Raw genomic sequence first — 19,487 nt, forward strand, 5'->3', positions numbered from 1 at the left:
TGAAAAACGGCGCGGAGCAATCCGCGCCGTTTTTTTCTGTGCAATTACATAGAAATGCTCAGCTTGTAGGCGAACGCCGCGATACCCATCCTCTAGCCAGGGGAGACTGAACTCCCCGCCTCGGGAAAAAAGGCGCGAGACGCCCCCGGAGCTTCCAGAGGGGAATACTGTCATGCGTTTCAAGAGCTTCCTGTTGACCGCCACGTCCGTGGCCGCTTTCGCCGGCGTCGCCCACGCCCAATCCACGGCGCCGAACCCGGATGAACAGACCGCAGTCGAAGAGGTGGTCGTCACCGGCACCCGCACCACTGGCCGTTCGCGCCTCGACACCTTGGCGCCCGTCGATGTGGTCACCGCCAAGGCCCTGCAACAGCGCGGCGCCACCGACATCGCCACCGCCCTGGCCGCCACCGTGCCTTCAATCACCTTCCCGCGACCGTCCAACACCGACGGCACCGACGCCATCCGTCCCGTGGTGCTGCGCGGCATGGGTCCCGACCAGACCCTGGTGCTGGTCAACGGCGCGCGCCGTCACACCTCGGCCCTGATCAATGTCAACGGCTCGGTCGGGCGCGGCTCGGCCGCCGTCGATCTGAACGCCATCCCCACTAGCGCCATCGACCGTATCGAGGTGCTGCGCGACGGCGCCTCGGCCCAATACGGTTCGGACGCCATCGCCGGCGTCGTCAATCTGCGCCTGCGCGAGGCCGATCACGGCGGCGGCCTAACCGTTACCTACGGCGAGTACGTGACCCAGCTGAATGGGTTCTACGGCGGCAAGCGCGACATCACCGACGGCGCCTCGGCCACCGTGTCTGGCTGGCAGGGCTTCAAGCTGGGCAGCGACGGCTTCCTGACCGTCTCGGCCCAGTACCGCGACCTCGACCCGACCAATCGCGCCGATTTCGACCCGCGCGTCAGTCCCGCCCGCGTCACCGGCCGCACCGGCGATCCGAAGACCGAGGACGTCTCGGTCTATCTGAACGCCGCCAAGCCCCTGGCGGCCGGCTGGGAAGCCTATGGCTGGTATGGTTATCAGCAGCGCGACGCCAACTCCGCCGCCAGCTTCCGCCTGCCCACCGACGCCAGCCAGAACATCCCGTCGGTCTATCCGAGCGGCTACCTGCCGCTGGTGACCACCGACACCGAGGACGTCACGGCAGCCGGCGGCCTGCGCGGCGAACTGGGCAGCTTCAAGATCGACACCAACCTGGTCTATGGCCGCAACGACATCGACTTTGGTGTCGAGAACACGATCAACCCGTCCTATGGCCCGACCTCGCCGCACAGCTTCAAGGCCGGCGGCCTGACCTATGACCAGTTGACCTTCGGCCTGGACGCCAGCCGCGAGGTCGAGGTGGGCCTGGCCGCTCCGCTGAACGTCGCCTTTGGTCTGGAAGCCCGCCGCGAAGGCTTCCAGATCAATGCAGGCGAGGTCGCTTCCTATGCCCGCGGTACGGTCTCGCCGACTCTGGCCTTCGGCTCACGCGGCTTCACCGGCTTCGCGCCGAGCAACGCTGTCGATGTCGATCGCCACGAGGTCGGGGTCTATATCGACCTGGAAGGCAAGGTCGCCGACAAGCTGACCGTTGGCGTCGCGGGCCGCTACGAGGACTATTCGGACTTTGGCTCCAGCACGACGGGCAAGTTCACGGCGCGCTATGACTTTACCCCCGCCTTCGCGCTGCGCGGCGGGGTCTCGACCGGCTTCCGCGCCCCGAGCCTCCAGCAGCAGTACTACACCGCCACCTCGATCACCTATGTGGCCCAGGCTCTGCCGGGCGGCGGCGGCACGGTGTTGGTGCCGTTCGAATCCGGCACCTATCCGTCGGTCAGCCCGGTGGGCCTGGCGCTGGGCGGCAAGCCGCTTGAGGCCGAGAAATCGACCAACTATTCGCTCGGCGCGGTCTATCGCAAGGGCGCCTTCGAGCTGACGATCGACAGCTACAAGATCGACGTGCGTGACCGCATCGTGCTGTCGGAACTGTTCTCGAACGCTGCCAGCGCGTCCAACCCCAACGCCGCCCAGATCGGCGCCCTGCTCGCGCGCTATGGCACGACCGCAGCCCGGATCTTCATCAACGGCGTCGACACCTCGACCCAGGGGATCGACGTGGTGGCGCGTTACCGGATCAATGACGAACAGGCCGGCACGTTCGACCTGACCCTGGCGGGCAATCTCAACGACTTCAGCGTCGACAAGACGCCGGTCACCACCACTCTGGCCAAGCCGCAATCGCTGTTCGCCCGCCAAGCCACCCTGCGCTTCGAAAAGGGCACGCCGCGCCAGAAGGTCACCCTGCAGGGCGACTGGAGCAAGAACCAGTGGGGAGCGACCCTGCGCTCGACCTTCTATGGCGACGTGCTGGCCCCCGGCACCGCCAATGACGGCAGCACCGACTGGCATACCGGCAAGAGCGGCGTCATCGACGCCGAAGCCCGTTACACCTTCCCGATCGGGTTGACGGCCTCGGTGGGCGCCGACAATCTGTTCGACTCCTACACCAACCAGGTGCCGCCCAATCTCAACACCAGCGGTGCGGGGCCCTACAGCAACTTCTCGCCCTATGGCTTCAACGGGCGACTGGTCTATGGCCGCCTCAGCTACAGCTGGTAGGCTGACCTAGGGTCAATCCATAAGGCGCGGAGAGCGATCTCCGCGCCTTTCTCATGCGTCCGGGTCTGTCGTAAGCCGGGCGCAGAACATACACAAAACATCCCCGTTCATCTGTCGCCGTCGGCCATGCGGACCGTGTGCGAGGGAAGGCTCCGCGTTAACCTGTTCCCATGTCGCTCGTCCCCGCTCTAGACCTCCGCCCGTTCTCTCCGATGGGCGAGATCATCGTCGCTGTCGCGCCGCACAATCTGGAGGCCGAGCAGGCGCTGCTGGGCGTGCTGCTGTACGACAACGCCGCCTATGAGCGCCTGACCGACAGCCTGCAGGGCCGTCACTTCTACGAGCCCTTCCACGCCCGGCTGTTCGGCGCGATCGAGACCCACATTCGCAAGGGCCAACTGGCCGAGCCGATCCTGCTGGCCGACGAGTTCAAGAAGGACCCGGCCTTCGAGGAACTGGGCGGCCTGCGCTATCTGGCCGACCTCGTCGATCGCGCGCCCCCCGCCGCCAATGTCGGCGACTATGCGCGGGCGGTGTTCGACCTGGCCCTGCGCCGCGACCTGATTCGCATCGGCGGGACGATCTCGACGACCGCCCACGGCCATGGCGAGGTGCAGCTTCCGGCCCGTGACCAGATCGAGGCGGCCGAGCAGCAGCTCTACACCCTGGCCGAAAGCGGCGTGGCCAGCTCCGGTTTCGTCAGCTTCGGTGACGCCCTGCGCGGCGCGGTCGAGATGACCGCCGAGGCCTACAGCCGCGACGGCGGCATGTCGGGCCTGGCTTGTGACCTGATCGACCTGGACCAGAAGATCGGCGGTCTGCACCCCTCCGACCTCGTGGTGCTGGCTGGCCGCCCTTCGATGGGCAAGACGGCGCTGGCCACCAACATCGCCTTCAACATCGCCCGCAAATATGCCTGGGAACCCCAGCCAGACGGCAGCAAGAAGACGGTCAGCGGCGGCGTCGTCGCCTTCTTCTCGCTGGAAATGAGCGCCGAGCAGCTGGCGTTGCGGATGCTGGCCGACGCCTCGGGCGTGTCGGGCGACCGGCTGCGCAAGGGCGAGATCGACGCCTCGGAGTTTGGCCGGGTGCGCGACGCGGCCATCGAGCTGCAGGAGGCGCCGCTCTATATCGACGCCACCGGCGGCATCTCGATCGCCAAGCTGACCGCTAGGGCCCGTCGCCTGAAACGCCAGGTGGGCCTGGACCTGGTGGTGGTCGATTACCTGCAGCTGGTCACCGGCTCGGACCTGGGCGCCAACGCCAACCGGGTTCAGGAAGTCAGCCAGATCACCATGGGTCTCAAGGCCTTGGCCAAGGAACTTGCCTGCCCGGTGATCGCCTTGTCGCAGCTATCTCGCCAGGTCGAGAACCGTGAGGACAAGCGGCCCCAGCTCTCCGACCTTCGGGAATCGGGCTCGATCGAGCAGGACGCCGACATGGTCTGGTTCGTCTATCGCGAGAGTTACTATGTCGGCCGCGCCGAGCCCCGCGAAGGCACGCCCGAGCACCTGCAATGGCAGGAGGACATGGACCGCCTGCAGGGCTTGGCCGAGGTGATCATCGCCAAGCAGCGGCACGGCCCGATCGGGACCGTGCGCCTGTCGTTCAACAGCGACACCACCCGCTTTGGCAATCTGGCCCGCGACCACTATTTCCACCAGCACCGCAGCGGCAGCGAGGAATAGGGGCGCGCTGAGGTTTGACCTGACGGACAAACACGGGTCAGGGTCGCGCCGTTCACATCGCGAGGCTGATCGATGGACTTCCACCCCCTGCCCCTGGACACCGTGGCAGGCGCCTTCCTGCTGGCCTTCCCGGCGCTGTTCTCGATCGTCAATCCGGTCGGCGCCTCGTTGATCTTCCACCAGGTGCTCAGCCATCGCACGCCGGCCGAGCGCCACGCCCTGGCCGCCAAGATCGCGGTCTACGCCCTGGCCATCCTGCTCGGCTCGCTGCTACTGGGCGGCTATATCCTCAACTTCTTCGGTGTCAGCCTGGGCGCTCTGCGGGTGGCTGGCGGGCTGGTCGTGGCGATCCGCGCCTGGGGCCTGTTGATGGATCCAGAAGACTACGAGGACCGCAAGAGCGGCGACGCCGCGCCGGCCCAGCAACGCGCCGAGGACATCGCCTTCTTCCCCCTGACCATGCCGTTCACCACCGGACCAGGCTCGATCGCCGTGGCCATCGCCCTGTCTTCCCAGAGGCCGGCCGGCGGACACACCGTGGTGCCATTTTTCCTGGGCGCGAGCCTGGCGGCCGTGGCGATCGCCTTGTCGATCTGGCTGCTGTATCGGGCCTCGGACCGCGTCATGGCCCTGCTTGGCGTCTCTGGTGCTCGGGTGATGTCGCGTCTGGTCGCCTTTCTATTGCTGTGCATCGGCGTCCAGATCCTGGCCAGCGGTGTGGAGAACCTGGCGACACAGTTTCTGCTCCACCATTGAGCGCGATCTCCACTGGCCTTGGACGGCGGCCTCGGTTACGCCCTGCCCCGTGACCGAAACCAGCCTGCTCACCCTCGACCTCGACGCCCTGGCGTCCAACCACGCCGTGCTCAAGGCCGCGGCGGGCGGGGCCGAGATCGCGCCGGCGGTCAAGGCCGACGGCTACGGACTGGGCGCGGCCTTGGTGGCGGGCCGGCTGTGGGACGAAGGCGCGCGGAGCTTCTATGTCGCCCGGCTGTCGGAGGGCCTGGCCTTGCGCGCGAGTTTGGGTGATCGGGACGCCACGATCTACCTGCTCGACGGCGTGACGCCCGGCGCGGCCCCGGCCATCGAGGCCGCGCGCCTGACGCCGGTGCTCAACAGCCTGCCGCAGATCGAGGCTTGGAATAGCCATGCGCGCGGCCGAGTGCTGGACGCCGCCCTGCACATCGACACCGGCATGAACCGCCTGGGCCTGCGTCCGGAGGAGGCCGTCGTGCTGACCGGGGCCATGGACCGCCTCAAGCACGTCAACCTCACCCTCGTGATCAGCCACCTGGCCTGCGCCAGCGAGCCGGACCATGCTTTGAACGCCCGGCAGCTATCCCGCTTCACCGAGGCGGCGGCCCTGTTCCCCAACGCCCGTCGCAGCCTGGCCAATTCCGGCGGGATCTTCCTGGGCGGCGACTACCAGTTCGATCAGGCGCGTCCCGGGATCAGCCTCTATGGCGGCGGCCCGCGCGACCTGCCCGACGCCCGGATCAAGGCCGTGGCCACCCTGGAAGCGCCGATCCTGCAGGCGCGGGTCGTGCCGCGCGGCGAGAGCATCGGCTATGGCGCGGCCTTCACCGCCACCGAGACCACCCGCGTCGCCATACTGGCGGCCGGCTACGCCGACGGCGTGCCCCGCGCCGCCCATCCGCGCGGGGCGATGTGGTTCGACGGCGCCCTGCGGCCGATGCTGGGCCGGGTCTCCATGGACCTGATCGCCGTCGACATCACCGATTGCGACGCGGCAAGGCCGGGTGCGATGATGCAGATCATCGGCCCCGACCGCCTGGTCGACGACGCGGCGGCGGCGGCGGGCACCACGGCCTATGAGCTGCTCACCCGCATCGCGCCCCGGGCGCGGCGGGTCGTGAAGGGCGGTTGAAGCTTTCGCTCCAACACCCCCCTCATCCCCTCATCCCGGCGAAGGCCGGGACCCAAGCTGCGCCAACCGTTGATTCAGAACGAAACCGCCAAATTCGGCTTGGATCCCGGCCTTCGCCGGGATGAAGAGAGTTTTGGGGAGGGTGAGCCCTATGCGCCATCGGCCTTGCGTCGCTGAGAACATTGGTCCGTGACACCGGCGCAGAATGCCACGTCCGGCTTTGGCGCATCGCCCCGGCACCCTGTACTCTCCAGTCACGCGCGAATCAGGAGACCCCATGGCCCGAGACGGCGCCGTCTATGCCTGCCAGTCCTGCGGCGCGGTCACGACCAAGTGGTCGGGGCAATGCTCGGCCTGTCAGGGCTGGAACACTCTAGTCGAGGAAACCGGCGCTCGCGCCCCAGGGGCCTTGTCGGTCACCAAGGCCAGCCGCGCGCGCGGTTTGCAGTTCACCGGCCTGGAAAGCGACACCCCCGCCCCACCCCGCATCATCACCGGGGTCGACGAGTTCGACAGGGTGTGCGGCGGCGGCGTGGTGCCGGGCTCGGCCATCCTGATCGGCGGCGACCCCGGAGTGGGGAAGTCCACCCTGTTGCTGGAGGTGGTGGCCAAGGCCTCGATGCGCGGCGCGTCCTGCGCCTATATCTCCGGCGAAGAGGCCGTGGCCCAGATCCGGGGCCGCGCCGAGCGCATGGGCCTGGCCCATGCCGATGTGAAGCTCGCCGCCGAGAGCAGCCTGCGTGACATCCTCGACGGACTGAAGCGCGACAATTTCGACCTGGTGGTCATCGACTCGATCCAGACCATGTGGAGCGACGCCCACGAGGCCGGTCCCGGCACGGTGACCCAGGTGCGGGCCTGCGCCCAAGAACTGGTGCGCCTTGCCAAGAAAAAGGGCGTGGCCATCCTGTTGGTCGGCCACGTCACCAAGGACGGCCAGATCGCCGGGCCGCGCGTGGTCGAGCATCTGGTCGACGCGGTGCTCAGCTTCGAGGGCGAGCGCGGCTATCCGTTCCGCATCCTGCGCGGGGCCAAGAACCGGTTCGGGGCCACCGACGAGATCGGCGTGTTCGAGATGGGCGATTCGGGCCTGCGCGAGGTCAAAAACCCCTCGGCCCTGTTCCTCAACGAGGGCGGCGAGCGGGCGGCGGGGGCGGCGGTATTCGCCGGCATCGAGGGCTCGCGACCCGTGTTGGTGGAGTTCCAGGCCCTGGTCGCGCCCTCCGCGTACGGAACACCGCGACGCGCGGTGGTCGGATGGGATTCCGGGCGCCTGGCCATGGTGCTGGCCGTGCTAGAAAGCCGATGCGGACTTGGTTTTGGCAACAAGGACGTCTATCTGAACGTCGCTGGGGGCTTGCGGATCACCGAGCCCGCGGCGGACCTGGCGGCGGCGGCGGCCCTGGCCTCCTCGGCCCTGGACATCGCCCTGCCGCAGGACTGCGTCGTGTTCGGCGAGGTCAGTCTTTCCGGTGAGGTGCGGCCCGTGAGCCGTATGGAGACGCGTTTGAAAGAAGCCGCGAAACTCGGCTTTGGTCGAGCCCTGGGTCCGTTGTCGGGCCTGCCCGAAGGCGGCGGCGCCCTGCCGGTGGCCGGCGTGTCGCGACTGGCCGACGCGGTGCGGCGGATCGGCGACGAAATCTGGGGTCAGCTGACGTGACGCCTTTCGACATCATCTTCGGCCTGATCCTGCTGGTCTCGGCCATCGTGGGCTTCGCGCGCGGCGCCTCCCGCGAGCTGACCTCGGCCCTGTCGTTCATCATCGCCGCGCTGGTCGCCCTGCTGGGGCTGCGGATCACCGGACCGCTGTTTCGTGGCCTGATGGACCCCGACTGGGCGGCCACGGCGGCCGCCATCCTGGTCACCTTCGTCATCGCCTTCATCCTGCTGCGGCTACTGGGCGCCTCGATCAGCCGGACGCTGCACGCCGACGGCGCGCTGGGAACCCTGGACCGGCTGATGGGCATGGCGTTCGGCCTGATCCGGGGCCTGGTGGTGCTGGGGGTGTTCAATCTGGTGTTTAACATGGCCACACCGCCCGACCGCATTCCCGCCTGGGTCTCGAAATCGGCGCTCTACCCCCTATCTACGGCCAGCGCCAAGGTGCTGAAGGTCTTTGCCCCCAAGGGCGCCGGCCTTGCCGGAAAACTGGCGCCCGCCATCGAGGACGCCGTCCATGATGGCGCCAGCGACAAACCGTCCGAACCCAAGCCGGGCGAACCAGGCTATGATAGAACCCAGCGTCGCTCCGTCGACGAGCTGGTGGAGAAATCGCGATGACGTCTTTCGGCCAGTCGACCGACCGCTTTTCCTCCGCCCCTTGGCGTGACCCGGAGGACGACACCCTGCGTCTCGAATGCGGGGTTTTTGGCGTTTATGGCGTTCGCGACGCCGCCGCCATCACCGCCCTGGGACTGCACGCCCTGCAGCATCGCGGCCAGGAAGCCTGCGGCATCGCCGCCTTCGACGGCCAGCGCTTCCACACCGAACGGCATATGGGCCATGTGGGCGACGCCTTTACCGGCAATGACCTGGTGGAGCGTCTGCCAGGAAGTATGGCCATCGGCCATACCCGCTATTCCACGGCCGGCGGCAGCGGCATCCGCAATGTCCAGCCAATGTTCGCCGATCTCGAGACCGGCGGCGTGGCCATCGCCCACAACGGCAACCTGACCAACTTCCTGACCCTGCGCGAGCGGCTGGTGCAGGAAGGCGCCATCTTCCAGTCGACCAGCGATAGCGAGGTGATCCTCCACCTGATTGCCCGCTCGCGGAAGGCTCGCATCGTGGATCGCTTCATCGACGCCGTCGCCCAGATCGAGGGCGGTTATGCTCTGGTCGCCATCACCAACAAGAAGATGATCGGCGTGCGCGACCCGCTGGGCATCCGCCCGCTGGTCCTGGGCGATCTCGACGGCAAGCCGGTTCTGGCCTCCGAGACCTGCGCCCTCGACATGATCGGCGCCCGTTTCGTGCGCGACGTCGAGCACGGCGAGATGGTGGTCATCTCCGAGACCGGGGTGAAGTCGACCAAGCCGTTCAACAGCCTGCCAGCTCGCCCCTGCGTGTTCGAATATGTCTATTTCGCCCGCCCCGACAGCGTGGTCAACGGTCGCTCGGTCTATGACGTGCGCAAGCGCATGGGCCAGCGCCTGGCCATCGAGACCGGCATCGAGGCCGACGTCGTGGTGCCGGTGCCCGACAGCGGCGTGCCCGCCGCCATCGGCTACGCCCAGCAGAGCGGATTGCCCTTCGACTTGGGCATCATCCGCAACCACTATGTGGGCCGCACCTTCATCCAGCCCACCCAGGGCGTGCGCGAACTGGGCGTGCGCATGAAGCACAGCCCCAACCGCGCCGTGCTGGAAGGCAAGCGCGTGATCCTGATCGACGACTCGATCGTGCGCGGCACAACCTCGCTGAAGATCGTCCGCATGGTCCGCGAGGCCGGCGCCAAGGAGGTCCACCTCCGCTCGGCCAGCCCGCCGATCAAGTGGCCTGACTTCTATGGCATCGACATGCCCGAGCGCGACCAACTGCTGGCGGCCAACAAGTCGCTGGAAGAGATGGCCCGGTTCCTGGAAGTGGACAGCCTCGGCTTCCTGTCGGTCGATGGCCTTTATCAAGCGCTGGAGGCCGGTCCTCGTGACCCCGCCCGCCCGCAGTTCACCGACCACTATTTCACCGGCGACTATCCCACGCGCCTGACCGACCGCGAGATCGCCGAGGGCCGCAACGACCAGGTTGACCGTCAGTTGTCGCTTCTGGTCAGCGCCTAGGCCCTGCGTCCTTCGAGGCTCGCCGATGGCTCGCACCTCAGGACGAGGAACGTTGAGCCAAATCTTGAATCCCTCATCCTGAGGCGCCGCGCAGCGGCCTCGAAGGACGCAGGGCGTCGCCGCTAGGATGCTGCGCTTGTTCAAAGACCTCCTCGCCAAGCTGAAGATCGACCCCTACATCCTGCTGCTGGTCAGCATGGTGATCCTGGCCTCGATCATTCCGGTGCGCGGCGAATTGGCCGTGATCCTCGGCTGGATCGTCAAGATCGCCATCGCCCTGCTGTTCTTCCTGCACGGCGCCAAGCTGTCGCGCGAGGCTGTGGTGGCGGGCATGATCCACTGGCGGCTGCACCTGCTGATCCTGGCCTTCACCTTCGTGCTGTTCCCGCTCCTGGGCCTGTTGATCGCCAGGTCGGGCGTGCTGTCCCCCACCCTCTCGACCGGCATGTTATTCCTGTGCTGCCTGCCCTCGACCGTGCAGTCGTCGATCGCCTTCACCTCGATCGGCCGGGGCAATGTGGCCGCCGCCGTCTGCGCCGCCTCGGCCTCGAACCTGTTGGGCATATTCCTGACGCCGGTGCTGGTGGCCTTGCTGATCCATGCCCACGGGGACACCGGCGGCGGGCTGGACTCCATCGTATCGATCGTCGTGCAACTGCTGTTGCCGTTCGTGATCGGCCAACTGCTGCGACCGTGGGTGGGCCCGTGGATCGAACGGCACAAGGCCATCGTCGGCAAGGTGGATCGCGGTTCGATCCTGCTGGTCGTCTATTCGGCCTTCAGCGCGGCGGTGGTTGGCGGCATCTGGAAAATTGTGTCGATCCCAGAGCTGTTTCTGCTGCTGGCCGTCTGCGCGGTGCTTCTGGCCATCGTCATGGCCGCCACGGTGTTCGGCGCCAAGGCCCTGGGCTTTTCCAAGGCTGACGAAGTGGCCATCGTGTTTTGCGGCTCCAAGAAAAGCCTGGCCAGTGGCGTTCCGATGGCCGGCATCCTGTTTCCCGGCGCCACGGCCGGCATACTGGTGCTGCCGCTGATGATCTTCCACCAGATCCAGCTGATGGCCTGCTCGGTCATCGCCCAGCACTATGGCGCGCGACCGGCGGACGAGGCCTGACAGCGGTTCCAATCCGTCGCCTTAGCCACTAGAACCCGCTCATGAAGTCCGAATCCGCAACGCCGCTGGCCGGCCGCATCGCCCTCGTCACCGGCGCCACGCGCGGCATCGGCGAAGCCATCGCCGTCGGCCTGGCCAAGGCCGGCGCCCATGTCATCGCCCTGGGCCGCACCCAGGGCGCATTGGAAGCCCTGGACGACACGATCTTCGCCGCCACCGGCGAACACGCCACGCTAGTCCCGCTGGACCTGCGCGAGGCCGATGGCCTGGACCAGCTGGCCGCGGCCCTTCAAACGCGCTTCGGCAAGCTGGACATCCTGGTCGGCGCCGCCGGGGTGCTGGGCGCCCTGACGCCCGTGGGCCATCTGGACCCCAAGGGCTGGGACATGATCATGGCCACCAACCTGACCGCCAACTGGCGGCTGATCCGGGCCATGGACCCCTTGTTGCGCCGCGCCGACGCCGGCCGCGCGATCTTCATCACCAGCAGCGTCGCCAAGAGCCACCGCGCCTTCTGGGGCGGCTACGCGGCGTCCAAGGCCGGACTTGAGGCCATTGTCGGCTGCTACAACGACGAAATGGAGAACACCACGGTCCGCGCCCTCTGCGTCGATCCGGGCGCCATGCGCACCCGCATGCGGGCCGGCGCCTTCCCCGGCGAGGATCCACTTAGCGTGCCGGCCCCCGACACCCTCGCGCCGCTGATCGTCGAGATGGCTCGCGCCGACCGGGAGCCGCCCGGAGGCGTCGTGGTGTTCAAGGCGCGCGGTCAGGAATCGGCCAGCATCGGATAAGGCGCGCTTTGCGAGACCCTTCACGCAACCTCAGGGGGGGCTTGCGCGTCTATGGGCGCTGGAGACCCGCAATGACGAATTGCCCTTCGCTGTCCGTCGCCCACCCATGAGCCAGACCTCATATGACGCCGTGATCGTCGGGGCGGGTCCGGCTGGCCTGACCGCAGCGCTCTACATGGCTCGGTTCCGCCGCCAGGTCCTGGTCATCGATGGCGGCGACAGCCGGGCCGCCTGAATCCCCGAGACCCACAATCATCCGGGCTTTCCCGAAGGCGTTTCCGGCCTGGATTTGCTGGAGTTGCAACGCCGGCATGCTGTGCGTTACGGGGCGCAGATCCGGTCGGGGACCGTGGACGCCCTTTCATCGACCGGCGAAGGCTTCAGCCTGTCGATTGACGGCGAAACCGTGCTGTCGCCCACCGTCCTGCTGGCATGCGGCGTCGAGGACAACGAGCCGGCCCTGCCTGGCGTCGAACGCGCCGTGCGCCAAACCTTGCTCCGCACCTGCCCCATCTGCGACGGCTTCGAAGTGATCGGCAAGCGCGTGGGCGTGATCGGCGGCGACGGCTTGGGCGCGCGGGAGGCCTTGTTCCTTCAAACCTATGCCGACCAACTTACCCTGATCCATGTGGGCGCGCCTGACGCCCTGACGGCGGACGAGCGTGATCGGTTGGCGCGCGCGGACATCACGATCGTCGAAACCCCGATCGAGAGCGTCGAACTGCAGATCGACCGCCCACGCGCCCTCTGCTTCTCCGACAGCGTTCGTCTGGAGTTCGACGCCCTCTACACCGCCTTGGGTATCACGCCGCGTACGGGCCTGGCCTTGGCGATCGGCGCCCACCACGACGAGTCGGGACGGCTGGTAGTCGATGAACACCAGCAAACCTCGATCCCCGGCCTTTACGCGGCTGGAGATATGGTGCGCGGCCTAAACCAGATCACCACGGCCCAGGGCGAGGCGTCGATCGCCGCGACGGCGATGCACAATCGTCTGAGAGGTTGCTGACGCGCTTGGTGATCGCCTCTATTCATCGGCCTTGCGGATCTCGCTGATCTCGCACCGGGCGTATTCGTTGGCCGCCAGGGTGTACTGGTTGAGCAGGCCCGTATAGCCGTTCACCGCGCCGATGAATTCGTCCATCGCGCGGTTTCGGGCCTTCATGCTGGCATTGTAGCGATCGAGTTCGCCTTTCCGACAGGTGTGCGTGCCCTTGGCCTCATTAACGCAGGACGGCAGTTTCGGAATAGGCGGCAAGGTGGGCCGGATGGTTTGCGGCGGCGTCGGCGCGCTGCAGATACGGCTGGAAAGCTTGGCGATCGGCGCCGCGCCAGCGACGGCGTCGGCCTGGTTCAGCGCGGCGGCGAACCCTACGGCGGCAAGAAACATGTAACCACTCCCCCTGACACGGCAACTATAGCCAAGCTGTCAGGGGAAGCGCCACCTGAAGTCGATCGCGATCGGCGATCGAGGAACGATTTTAGCGCCCCTTGGGCGGCGCCTTGTTGCCCCGCACGGTGCGCGAACCGGCCACCGGACGGCGCGGACCCGCCGCCTTGCCGCCAGCCGCCTTGAAGCCAACCTTGTAGCTCGGGGTCTCGGACTTCTTTTGGGCCTTGGGGCCCAGCTTCTTGACCGACTTGACCGCCGCCTTGCCGGGCTCGACCGCAGGCGCGGCCTTGGTCGGAACGATTGGCTTGGCGGTTCTGGTCACGGTGGGCCCAGCCTTCCTGGCGATCCGGACGGCCGCTTTGGTCGGGGTGGCCTCCTGATGGCCAGGCTCGAACTCGACGCCGGCCGCGGCCGCCGCGGCCTCGGCCAGGCGGACCGACTTCTTGACGGTGTTGCGCGACGCCTTGATGCGTTCGGCCTCGCGCTCCTTGCGTTCGAACTCGCGCTTGCCCTTGCCGGAGTGGCCCTTGGCCTCGCCCTCGGCGTAGGGATTGGCGCCTGACTTGATGGTGATGCGCAGCGGCACGCCGGGCAGGTCGAAGCTTTCGCGCAGGCTGTTGATCAGATAACGCCGATACTGCTCGGGCATCTGGTCGGCGCGGCTGGAGAACAGCACAAAGGTGGGCGGGCGCGCCTTGATCTGGGCCATGTATTTCGGCTTGATCCGCTTGCCGCCGACGCTGGGCGGCGGGTGACGCTGCATGGCCATCTGCAGCCAGTCGTTGAGGTCGCGGGTCTTGACCTTGGTCGACCAATCCTTGTGGCTCTTCAGCACGGCCGGCATCAGCTTTTCGACGCCCTTGCCGGTCTCGCCCGACAGGGCCACCACCGGCGTGCCGCGCAGCTGTGGCAGCATGCGTTCGGCGTGTTCGACGAAGCCCTTCAGAGTGGCGGCCTGGTCCTCGACCAGATCCCACTTGGCCAGCACGAAGACGACGCAGCGCCCTTCCCGCTCGGCCAGGTCGGCGATCTGCAGGTCCTGAGTCTCGAAGGGGTGGGTGGCGTCCATGATCAGCAGGACGACCTCGGCGAAGGTGATCGAGCGGATGGTGTCGCCGGTCGAGAGCTTTTCCAGCTTCTCGTTGACCTTGGCCTTCTTGCGCAGGCCGGCGGTGTCGACGAGACGGACCTTGCGGCCGCCCCAGTCCCAATCCACCGAGATGGAGTCGCGGGTGATCCCGGCCTCGGGGCCGGTCAACAGCCGCTGCTCGCCGATCAGGCGGTTGATGAGGGTCGACTTGCCGGCGTTGGGACGGCCGACGATGGCGATCTTGATCGGCTTGTCGTCGCCCAGTTCCTCGTGCTCGCCCTGCAGTTCCTCGGGGGCGATGGCGATCAGGGCGGCATAGAGCTCGGCCATGCCTTCGCCATGCTCGCCCGAGATCTGGATCGGCTCGCCCAGGCCCAGGCTGTTGGCCTCAGCCGCGCCGTGGTCGCCGGCCTTGCCCTCGGACTTGTTGGCCGCGACCAGCACCGGCTTGTTCCGCTTGCGCAGGATCTCGGCGAAGGTCTTGTCCAGCGGCGTCAGGCCCTCGCGGGCGTCGAACACCAGCAGAGAGACGTCGGCCTCGTCGATCGCCAGCTCGGTCTGGGCGCGCATCCGCGCCTCCAGGCTCTCGTCGGTGACATCCTCGAAGCCGGCGGTGTCGATCAGCTCGAGGTCCAGGTCGCCAAGGCGTCCGTGGGCGAACCGGCGGTCGCGGGTGACGCCGGGCTGGTCATCGACCAGGGCCAGCTTGCGGCCGGCCAGACGGTTGAACAGGGTCGACTTGCCCACATTGGGGCGGCCGACGATGGCGAGTTTCAAAGGCATGGAGTGTGATTAGTCGATTTCGGGGACAAAAGCGACAAACCCGGACTGGTAAGCACCAGCCCGGGTTCGCGCAGCTTGAATTGTGGCTTCGGGCGACGCCCGAAACGTCTAGCGGATAGCGATCAGATTGGCTTCGTCGGTCGCCAGATAGACGGCGTCGCCCATGGCGATCGGACCCAGCAGCACCGATTGGCCGATCTTCAGGGTCTTCAGCGTCTCGCCGGTCTTGGGGTTCAACGCCACGGCCTCGCCCTCGCTCGACACGGTGATCAGGCGGCCCGACGCGAGGATCGGCGTCGACCACAGCAGCGGATGCTTGGCGCGCTTCTTCTTTTGCCGCTTGGACAGCTTGTCGGTGTTGTTGAGGTCGCGGATCCAATAGACTTGACCGGCTTCCCGCGACACGCAGATCACCTGTCCGGCCTTGTCGACCACGAAGACCACGTCGCCGGCCGCCCAGGGGGTGGTGATGGCGGTTACGGGCAGGGTCCAGCGGGCTTGGCCGGTGCGAAGGTCGGTGGCGGCGAAGACGCCCGAATGGCTGACGGCGAAGACGTCGCCCTTGAAGATCACCGGACGACCGGCGATGTCGCGGATTTCCGACAGGGCGTTGGTGCGGCTGGCGCGGCTGAGCGCCTCGCTCCACAGGTCGTTGCCGTTGGTCGTGCGCAGGGCCACCAGTTCGCCCGAGGCGAAGCCAGCCACGACGGTGTCGCCGCTGACCGCCGGGCTCGAGGCGGACAGGATCCGCGCCGGTTCGATCAGGGCTTGATAGGTCCAGCCCGGCGCGCCGTCGGCGGCATTGAAGGTCAGGAGCTCGTTGTCGGTCGAGGTAACGAACACCCGGCCGTCAGAGACGGTCGGCGCCGAGTGGACGGGAGTGCTGGTTTCCTGGCGCCAGCCCTCGGCGCCGCTCGCGGCGTCCAGTTGGGCCACGAAGCGGAAGCCGGACGAGACGTAGAGCTTCCCGCCGGCATAGGCGACGCCGCCGCCAAAGCCGGTGCGATCGCCCGAGCCGCCGAAGCCGAACATGCCGCGCTTCTTGCCCGGCGCCTTGGCGGGACGTAGGTCCTTGCGCCAGACGGTCGCGCCGCTGCGGGCGTCCATGGCCACGACGGTGGCCTCGCCGTCCATCACGAAGATCTTGCCGTCGGCGGCCACGGGCGGCGCGGTGACGTGGAATTTCCTGTTGGCCTTCTGGCCAAAACCCTTGCGCCAGGCAATGTCGAAATTGGCCGCGGCGGCCACGTGTTCGACCGACTGCTCGGCGTTGCCGCCCGGCAGGGGCCAGTCGGCCTGCACCTTTGCTTCGGGCAGGAAGAAATCGGAGCCCTTCAGCGCTTCGGCCGGCTCGACCTTCTGGTCGAAGGCGATGACCGAAATCCGTTGACCTTGGGTGGCCAGGGTCTTGTTGGCCTCCTTCTTGTCGAACGGATTGATCTTGGAAATCGTCGAGCAGCCGGCGACCGACACCGCGGTCGTCAGCAGCGCGGCGAGAAGCAGGGAACGCTTTGAAGTCATGGTGCGGCGGCTCATTGGGCGGAATTGAGGGCGGCGGGAAGGCCGGCGGGCGGCGCCTGCAGGGCCGACGGCGGCAAGGCCTTGGCGGCCTTGACGACGGCGGCGAGATTCTTGGCCGAACCGGAATCGATCATCGCGATCGCGCCCTGGGCGCGCTGGCGGACCTCGTCCGACGGGTTGTCCAGCGAGTTGGAAAGCACGCTGAAGTCAGCCCGTGCGCCGGCCAGATCACCAGCCTGCAGCTTGGCGAACGCCAGCGCTTCCTTCGCCTGAACGCGATAGGGACTCTTCTCGCCCATCAACGGGGTCAGCCTCGCCTCGACATCCTTGTAGGAAGCCGTGTCGAGGAGCGCCAAGGCGGAATTGAGGCCGGCCAGGTCGGCCAGGATGGGATTGGGCGCAAGCTTGGCCGCCTGGTCGAAATAGACCACCGCTTCGGGGGTCTTGTTCTCTTCAAGGCGCGCCCCGCCCATCTCGATCAGGGCCAGGGTCTTGTAAACGGCCGGGCCGGTCTTGGAGATCGCCTCGAAGGCCGGGAACGCCTTGACCGGGCCGATCTTTTGCTCGCTCTCCAGCGCCGCCTGGTAGGCTTCTGAAGCCTTGGCGATCTGGCCTTCCTGATAATGGGTCCAGCCCCACCAGGCGCCGACGGCGAGAATCGCCACGGCCGCCAGCACGCCCAGCCAAGGCAGCGACTTCAGCGCGAGGGACTTGTAGCGGTCGGAGCGCAGTTGCTCTTCGACCTCGTCAAACACATCGACCACGAACGAGGCTCCGATAGGGGCGAGAACTGCGCCCGGTGGCGGCAACGCCGGATTGCTCCGAGATTGACGCCATAGATGAAAACCAAAGGCGAGCGGGCTCGCCGAGGCGGCGAACCTATAGCGTGTCTGGGTCAGCCGCAACGGGGCGGAGCGGCCTCAACGAGACAAGCGGCCCTAGCCCTTCTTGGCGTAGTAAGTCTCGGCCTCGCCCGGGAAGGTGCGGGCCTTGACGTCGCGCGCGTAGTCGGCGGCGGCCTGCTGGATCTGGTTCTTCAGGTCGGCGTAGCGCCGCACGAACTTCGGCGTCCAGTCGAACAGGCCCAGCATGTCGTCGGTGACCAGGATCTGGCCGTCGCACCCCGCCGAGGCCCCGATGCCGATGGTCGGTGGGGCGATGGCGGCGGTGATCTCGCGAGCCAGGTTTTCGGCGACGCCCTCGACGACCACGGCGAAGGCCCCGGCTTCGGCGGTGGCGCGAGCCTCTTCGAGCACGACGGCCCGGCCGGCCTCGTCCTTGCCCTTGGCCTTGAAGCCGCCATCGACCAGCACCGCCTGCGGGCGCAGGCCGACATGGCCCATGACCGGGATCCCGCGCCGCACCAGATAGGCGATGGTCTCGGGCACCGTAGGGCCACTCTCGACCTTCACCGCCTGGCAGCCGGTTTCCTTCATCAGCCGCACGGCGTTGGCATAGGCCTCTTCGGGCGGGCCCTCGTACGAGCCGAAGGGCATGTCGACGACCACCATCGCCTTGCGTGAGCCACGCATCACCGCCTGGCCGTGCAGGATCATCATTTCCATGGTGACGCCAACGGTGTTGGGCAGGCCGTGCACCACCATGCCCAGCGAGTCGCCCACCAGCAGCACGTCGCAGGCGTCGTCCAGGGCAGCGGCCACCGGCGCGGTGTAGGCCGTCAGGCAAACCAGAGGCTCGCCCCCCTTGCGGGCGGTGATATCAGGGGCCGCCAGGCGACGGATCTTTTCTTCACGATGAGCGGACAAGGCGAGCCCTCCTGGAAAAAGCGTGCGCCGTTTTCCGCCAGATCGTTCCGCACCGCAACATGATCGATGAAAAAGGCGGGTTTAAACCTCGTCCACCAGCCGGGTCACCACGAAGGCCAGCGCCAGGGCCGCCAGCACCGCCGCCAGCCAGATGGTCTCGGTGCTGCCCATCGAGAAAAACTGGTCGTAGCGGGCCACCACCTTGCCCAGGCCCAGGTCGAGCTGCTGAGCGCCGTCGCGCGAGACGTTTGAGAACTCCTCGGCGAAACGGCTACCGATCAACTGCACGGCCACCGCCAAACCGGCGACAACGCCAGTCGCGCCGATCACCGCGCGGCGCAGGGCCCAGCCACGATCCAGCTTGTCGGTGACGCGCTGGGTGAACTGTTCGGAATCGCGGAACACGGGCGGCTGGCCATAGAGCCGCGAAAGTTGGGTTTCGAAATCGAGGTCAGCCAAGGTTTTCCCTCCTCGCGGAGTCGTTCGAGACGCGTCCCGATGGCGAGGCCATTCGGGTCCTGAGTTTATCCAGACCACGTTTGACATGGGATTTGACCGTCCCCAGGGGGATATTCAAGAGCTCTGCGGCCTCGGTGTGCGACCAATCGGCTCCGTAGCAGAGGGATACGCACAGGCGCTCGGCGTGCGACAGGATCTTGAGCGCCTCGTCCAGATCCATACGGTCGGCCGTCGCCCCGGGGCCGTCCAACGCGATCGGCGCGGAGTCCTCGGCGGTCTCGGTCAGCACGAACCGCGAGTCCCGCTTGACCCGGCGCAGATAGAGCCGGGCGGCGGTCTTCTTGATCCACCCGCCAAAGGACCCCTCGCCGCGATAGTCGGCGATCTGCTCGAACCCGACCAGGAAAGCGTCCTGGGCGATGTCGTCAGCCGTGGCGGAGTCCGCGCCCAGCCGGCGCAGCAGGCCCCGCACGGCCGAGCCGTGGCGACGCACCAGCTCGCCGAAGGCCATCCGATCTCCCGCCGCCGCCAAGGCGGCCAGCTCGATATCGTGGCCGGTGGGTGGGCGCCCGATGCCCATCAGATCTGTCCCCTC

The 19,487-nt window shown here is 67.3% G+C and carries 18 protein-coding genes; 11 read left to right on the forward strand and 7 right to left on the reverse strand.

Going from position 1 to position 19,487, the window contains the following annotated elements; translation table 11 throughout:
- Nucleotides 1-172 precede the first annotated feature (172 nt).
- The 11 genes from ACP696_RS14480 (at nt 173) to ACP696_RS14530 (ending at nt 12,889) form a co-directional block, all read left to right on the forward strand.
- A complete protein-coding gene (locus ACP696_RS14480; RefSeq protein WP_426029623.1) occupies nt 173-2,617 on the forward strand; it encodes a TonB-dependent receptor plug domain-containing protein in 2,445 nt (814 codons plus the stop codon).
- Between the two features lie 170 nt (nt 2,618-2,787).
- Nucleotides 2,788-4,305, forward strand: coding sequence for a replicative DNA helicase (locus ACP696_RS14485; protein WP_426043947.1), 1,518 nt, complete (start codon nt 2,788-2,790; stop codon nt 4,303-4,305).
- Between the two features lie 72 nt (nt 4,306-4,377).
- A complete protein-coding gene (locus ACP696_RS14490; protein ID WP_426011393.1) occupies nt 4,378-5,061 on the forward strand; it encodes a MarC family protein in 684 nt (227 codons plus the stop codon).
- Nucleotides 5,062-5,110: 49 nt separating this feature from the next.
- Nucleotides 5,111-6,193 (forward strand): alanine racemase, encoded by a 1,083-nt coding sequence (gene alr, locus ACP696_RS14495; RefSeq protein WP_426043948.1) that lies wholly within the window; start codon nt 5,111-5,113, stop codon nt 6,191-6,193.
- A gap of 277 nt (nt 6,194-6,470) precedes the next feature.
- The gene (radA, locus tag ACP696_RS14500; protein ID WP_426011390.1) at nt 6,471-7,853 is read left to right on the forward strand and encodes a DNA repair protein RadA; all 1,383 of its coding nucleotides are present in this window, start codon (nt 6,471-6,473) and stop codon (nt 7,851-7,853) included.
- Nucleotides 7,850-8,473, forward strand: a complete 624-nt coding sequence (locus ACP696_RS14505) for a CvpA family protein (RefSeq protein ID WP_426011389.1) — start codon at nt 7,850-7,852, stop codon at nt 8,471-8,473. Before radA ends, ACP696_RS14505 begins: the two co-directional genes overlap by 4 nt.
- Nucleotides 8,470-9,972 carry an amidophosphoribosyltransferase gene (gene purF, locus ACP696_RS14510; RefSeq protein WP_426011388.1) on the forward strand — a complete coding sequence of 501 codons (1,503 nt, stop codon included), beginning with the start codon at nt 8,470-8,472 and terminating at the stop codon, nt 9,970-9,972. Before ACP696_RS14505 ends, purF begins: the two co-directional genes overlap by 4 nt.
- A gap of 127 nt (nt 9,973-10,099) precedes the next feature.
- Nucleotides 10,100-11,086: a bile acid:sodium symporter family protein gene (locus ACP696_RS14515; RefSeq protein WP_426043949.1), complete on the forward strand. Its 987-nt coding sequence runs from the start codon at nt 10,100-10,102 to the stop codon at nt 11,084-11,086.
- A gap of 41 nt (nt 11,087-11,127) precedes the next feature.
- Nucleotides 11,128-11,880, forward strand: coding sequence for an SDR family NAD(P)-dependent oxidoreductase (locus ACP696_RS14520; RefSeq protein WP_426043950.1), 753 nt, complete (start codon nt 11,128-11,130; stop codon nt 11,878-11,880).
- 106 nt (nt 11,881-11,986) lie between these two features.
- Complete coding sequence (locus tag ACP696_RS14525; RefSeq protein WP_426043951.1) at nt 11,987-12,115, forward strand: FAD-dependent oxidoreductase; 129 nt, start codon at nt 11,987-11,989, stop codon at nt 12,113-12,115.
- A 114-nt stretch (nt 12,116-12,229) separates the two neighbouring features.
- Entirely contained in the window at nt 12,230-12,889 is a 660-nt protein-coding gene (locus ACP696_RS14530) for an NAD(P)/FAD-dependent oxidoreductase (protein WP_426043952.1), read from the forward strand.
- An 18-nt stretch (nt 12,890-12,907) separates the two neighbouring features.
- On the opposite strand, the gene ACP696_RS14535 is transcribed toward ACP696_RS14530, so the two are convergent.
- From ACP696_RS14535 to ACP696_RS14565, 7 genes are all read right to left on the reverse strand, one after another.
- On the reverse strand, nt 12,908-13,270 hold the full coding sequence (locus tag ACP696_RS14535) for a hypothetical protein (RefSeq protein ID WP_426043953.1): 363 nt from the start codon (nt 13,268-13,270) through the stop codon (nt 12,908-12,910).
- A 91-nt stretch (nt 13,271-13,361) separates the two neighbouring features.
- Complete coding sequence (gene der / locus ACP696_RS14540; protein ID WP_426011383.1) at nt 13,362-15,146, reverse strand: ribosome biogenesis GTPase Der; 1,785 nt, start codon at nt 15,144-15,146, stop codon at nt 13,362-13,364.
- 108 nt (nt 15,147-15,254) lie between these two features.
- Entirely contained in the window at nt 15,255-16,667 is a 1,413-nt protein-coding gene (locus ACP696_RS14545; RefSeq protein ID WP_426029630.1) for a PQQ-binding-like beta-propeller repeat protein, read from the reverse strand.
- 11 nt (nt 16,668-16,678) lie between these two features.
- The gene (locus tag ACP696_RS14550) at nt 16,679-17,431 is read right to left on the reverse strand and encodes a tetratricopeptide repeat protein (RefSeq protein ID WP_426029631.1); all 753 of its coding nucleotides are present in this window, start codon (nt 17,429-17,431) and stop codon (nt 16,679-16,681) included.
- A 174-nt stretch (nt 17,432-17,605) separates the two neighbouring features.
- Nucleotides 17,606-18,433, reverse strand: coding sequence for a 3-methyl-2-oxobutanoate hydroxymethyltransferase (gene panB, locus ACP696_RS14555; protein ID WP_426011380.1), 828 nt, complete (start codon nt 18,431-18,433; stop codon nt 17,606-17,608).
- Between the two features lie 81 nt (nt 18,434-18,514).
- Nucleotides 18,515-18,892, reverse strand: coding sequence for a hypothetical protein (locus ACP696_RS14560; protein WP_426043954.1), 378 nt, complete (start codon nt 18,890-18,892; stop codon nt 18,515-18,517).
- Nucleotides 18,885-19,472, reverse strand: a complete 588-nt coding sequence (locus tag ACP696_RS14565; protein ID WP_426043955.1) for an RNA polymerase sigma factor — start codon at nt 19,470-19,472, stop codon at nt 18,885-18,887. The genes ACP696_RS14560 and ACP696_RS14565 overlap by 8 nt, the downstream gene beginning before the upstream one ends.
- Between the last annotated feature and the right edge of the window lie 15 nt (nt 19,473-19,487).

The sequence above is a fragment of the Caulobacter sp. DWR3-1-2 genome, assembly GCF_049896225.1.
In the GTDB taxonomy this organism is placed as follows: Bacteria; Pseudomonadota; Alphaproteobacteria; order Caulobacterales; family Caulobacteraceae; genus Caulobacter.

Excerpts from the sequence above, each read along its gene's own strand:
- purF (WP_426011388.1), top strand. The coding sequence starts at position 8,470 with ATGACGTCTTTCGGCCAGTCGACCGACCGCTTTTCCTCCGCCCCTTGG.
- ACP696_RS14485 (WP_426043947.1), top strand. The coding sequence starts at position 2,788 with ATGTCGCTCGTCCCCGCTCTAGACCTCCGCCCGTTCTCTCCGATGGGC.
- ACP696_RS14520 (WP_426043950.1), top strand. The coding sequence starts at position 11,128 with ATGAAGTCCGAATCCGCAACGCCGCTGGCCGGCCGCATCGCCCTCGTC.
- ACP696_RS14515 (WP_426043949.1), top strand. The coding sequence starts at position 10,100 with ATGCTGCGCTTGTTCAAAGACCTCCTCGCCAAGCTGAAGATCGACCCC.
- ACP696_RS14565 (WP_426043955.1), bottom strand. The coding sequence starts at position 19,472 with ATGGGCATCGGGCGCCCACCCACCGGCCACGATATCGAGCTGGCCGCC.
- ACP696_RS14525 (WP_426043951.1), top strand. The coding sequence starts at position 11,987 with ATGAGCCAGACCTCATATGACGCCGTGATCGTCGGGGCGGGTCCGGCT.
- ACP696_RS14535 (WP_426043953.1), bottom strand. The coding sequence starts at position 13,270 with ATGTTTCTTGCCGCCGTAGGGTTCGCCGCCGCGCTGAACCAGGCCGAC.
- der (WP_426011383.1), bottom strand. The coding sequence starts at position 15,146 with ATGCCTTTGAAACTCGCCATCGTCGGCCGCCCCAATGTGGGCAAGTCG.
- ACP696_RS14480 (WP_426029623.1), top strand. The coding sequence starts at position 173 with ATGCGTTTCAAGAGCTTCCTGTTGACCGCCACGTCCGTGGCCGCTTTC.
- ACP696_RS14545 (WP_426029630.1), bottom strand. The coding sequence starts at position 16,667 with ATGACTTCAAAGCGTTCCCTGCTTCTCGCCGCGCTGCTGACGACCGCG.
- ACP696_RS14490 (WP_426011393.1), top strand. The coding sequence starts at position 4,378 with ATGGACTTCCACCCCCTGCCCCTGGACACCGTGGCAGGCGCCTTCCTG.
- radA (WP_426011390.1), top strand. The coding sequence starts at position 6,471 with ATGGCCCGAGACGGCGCCGTCTATGCCTGCCAGTCCTGCGGCGCGGTC.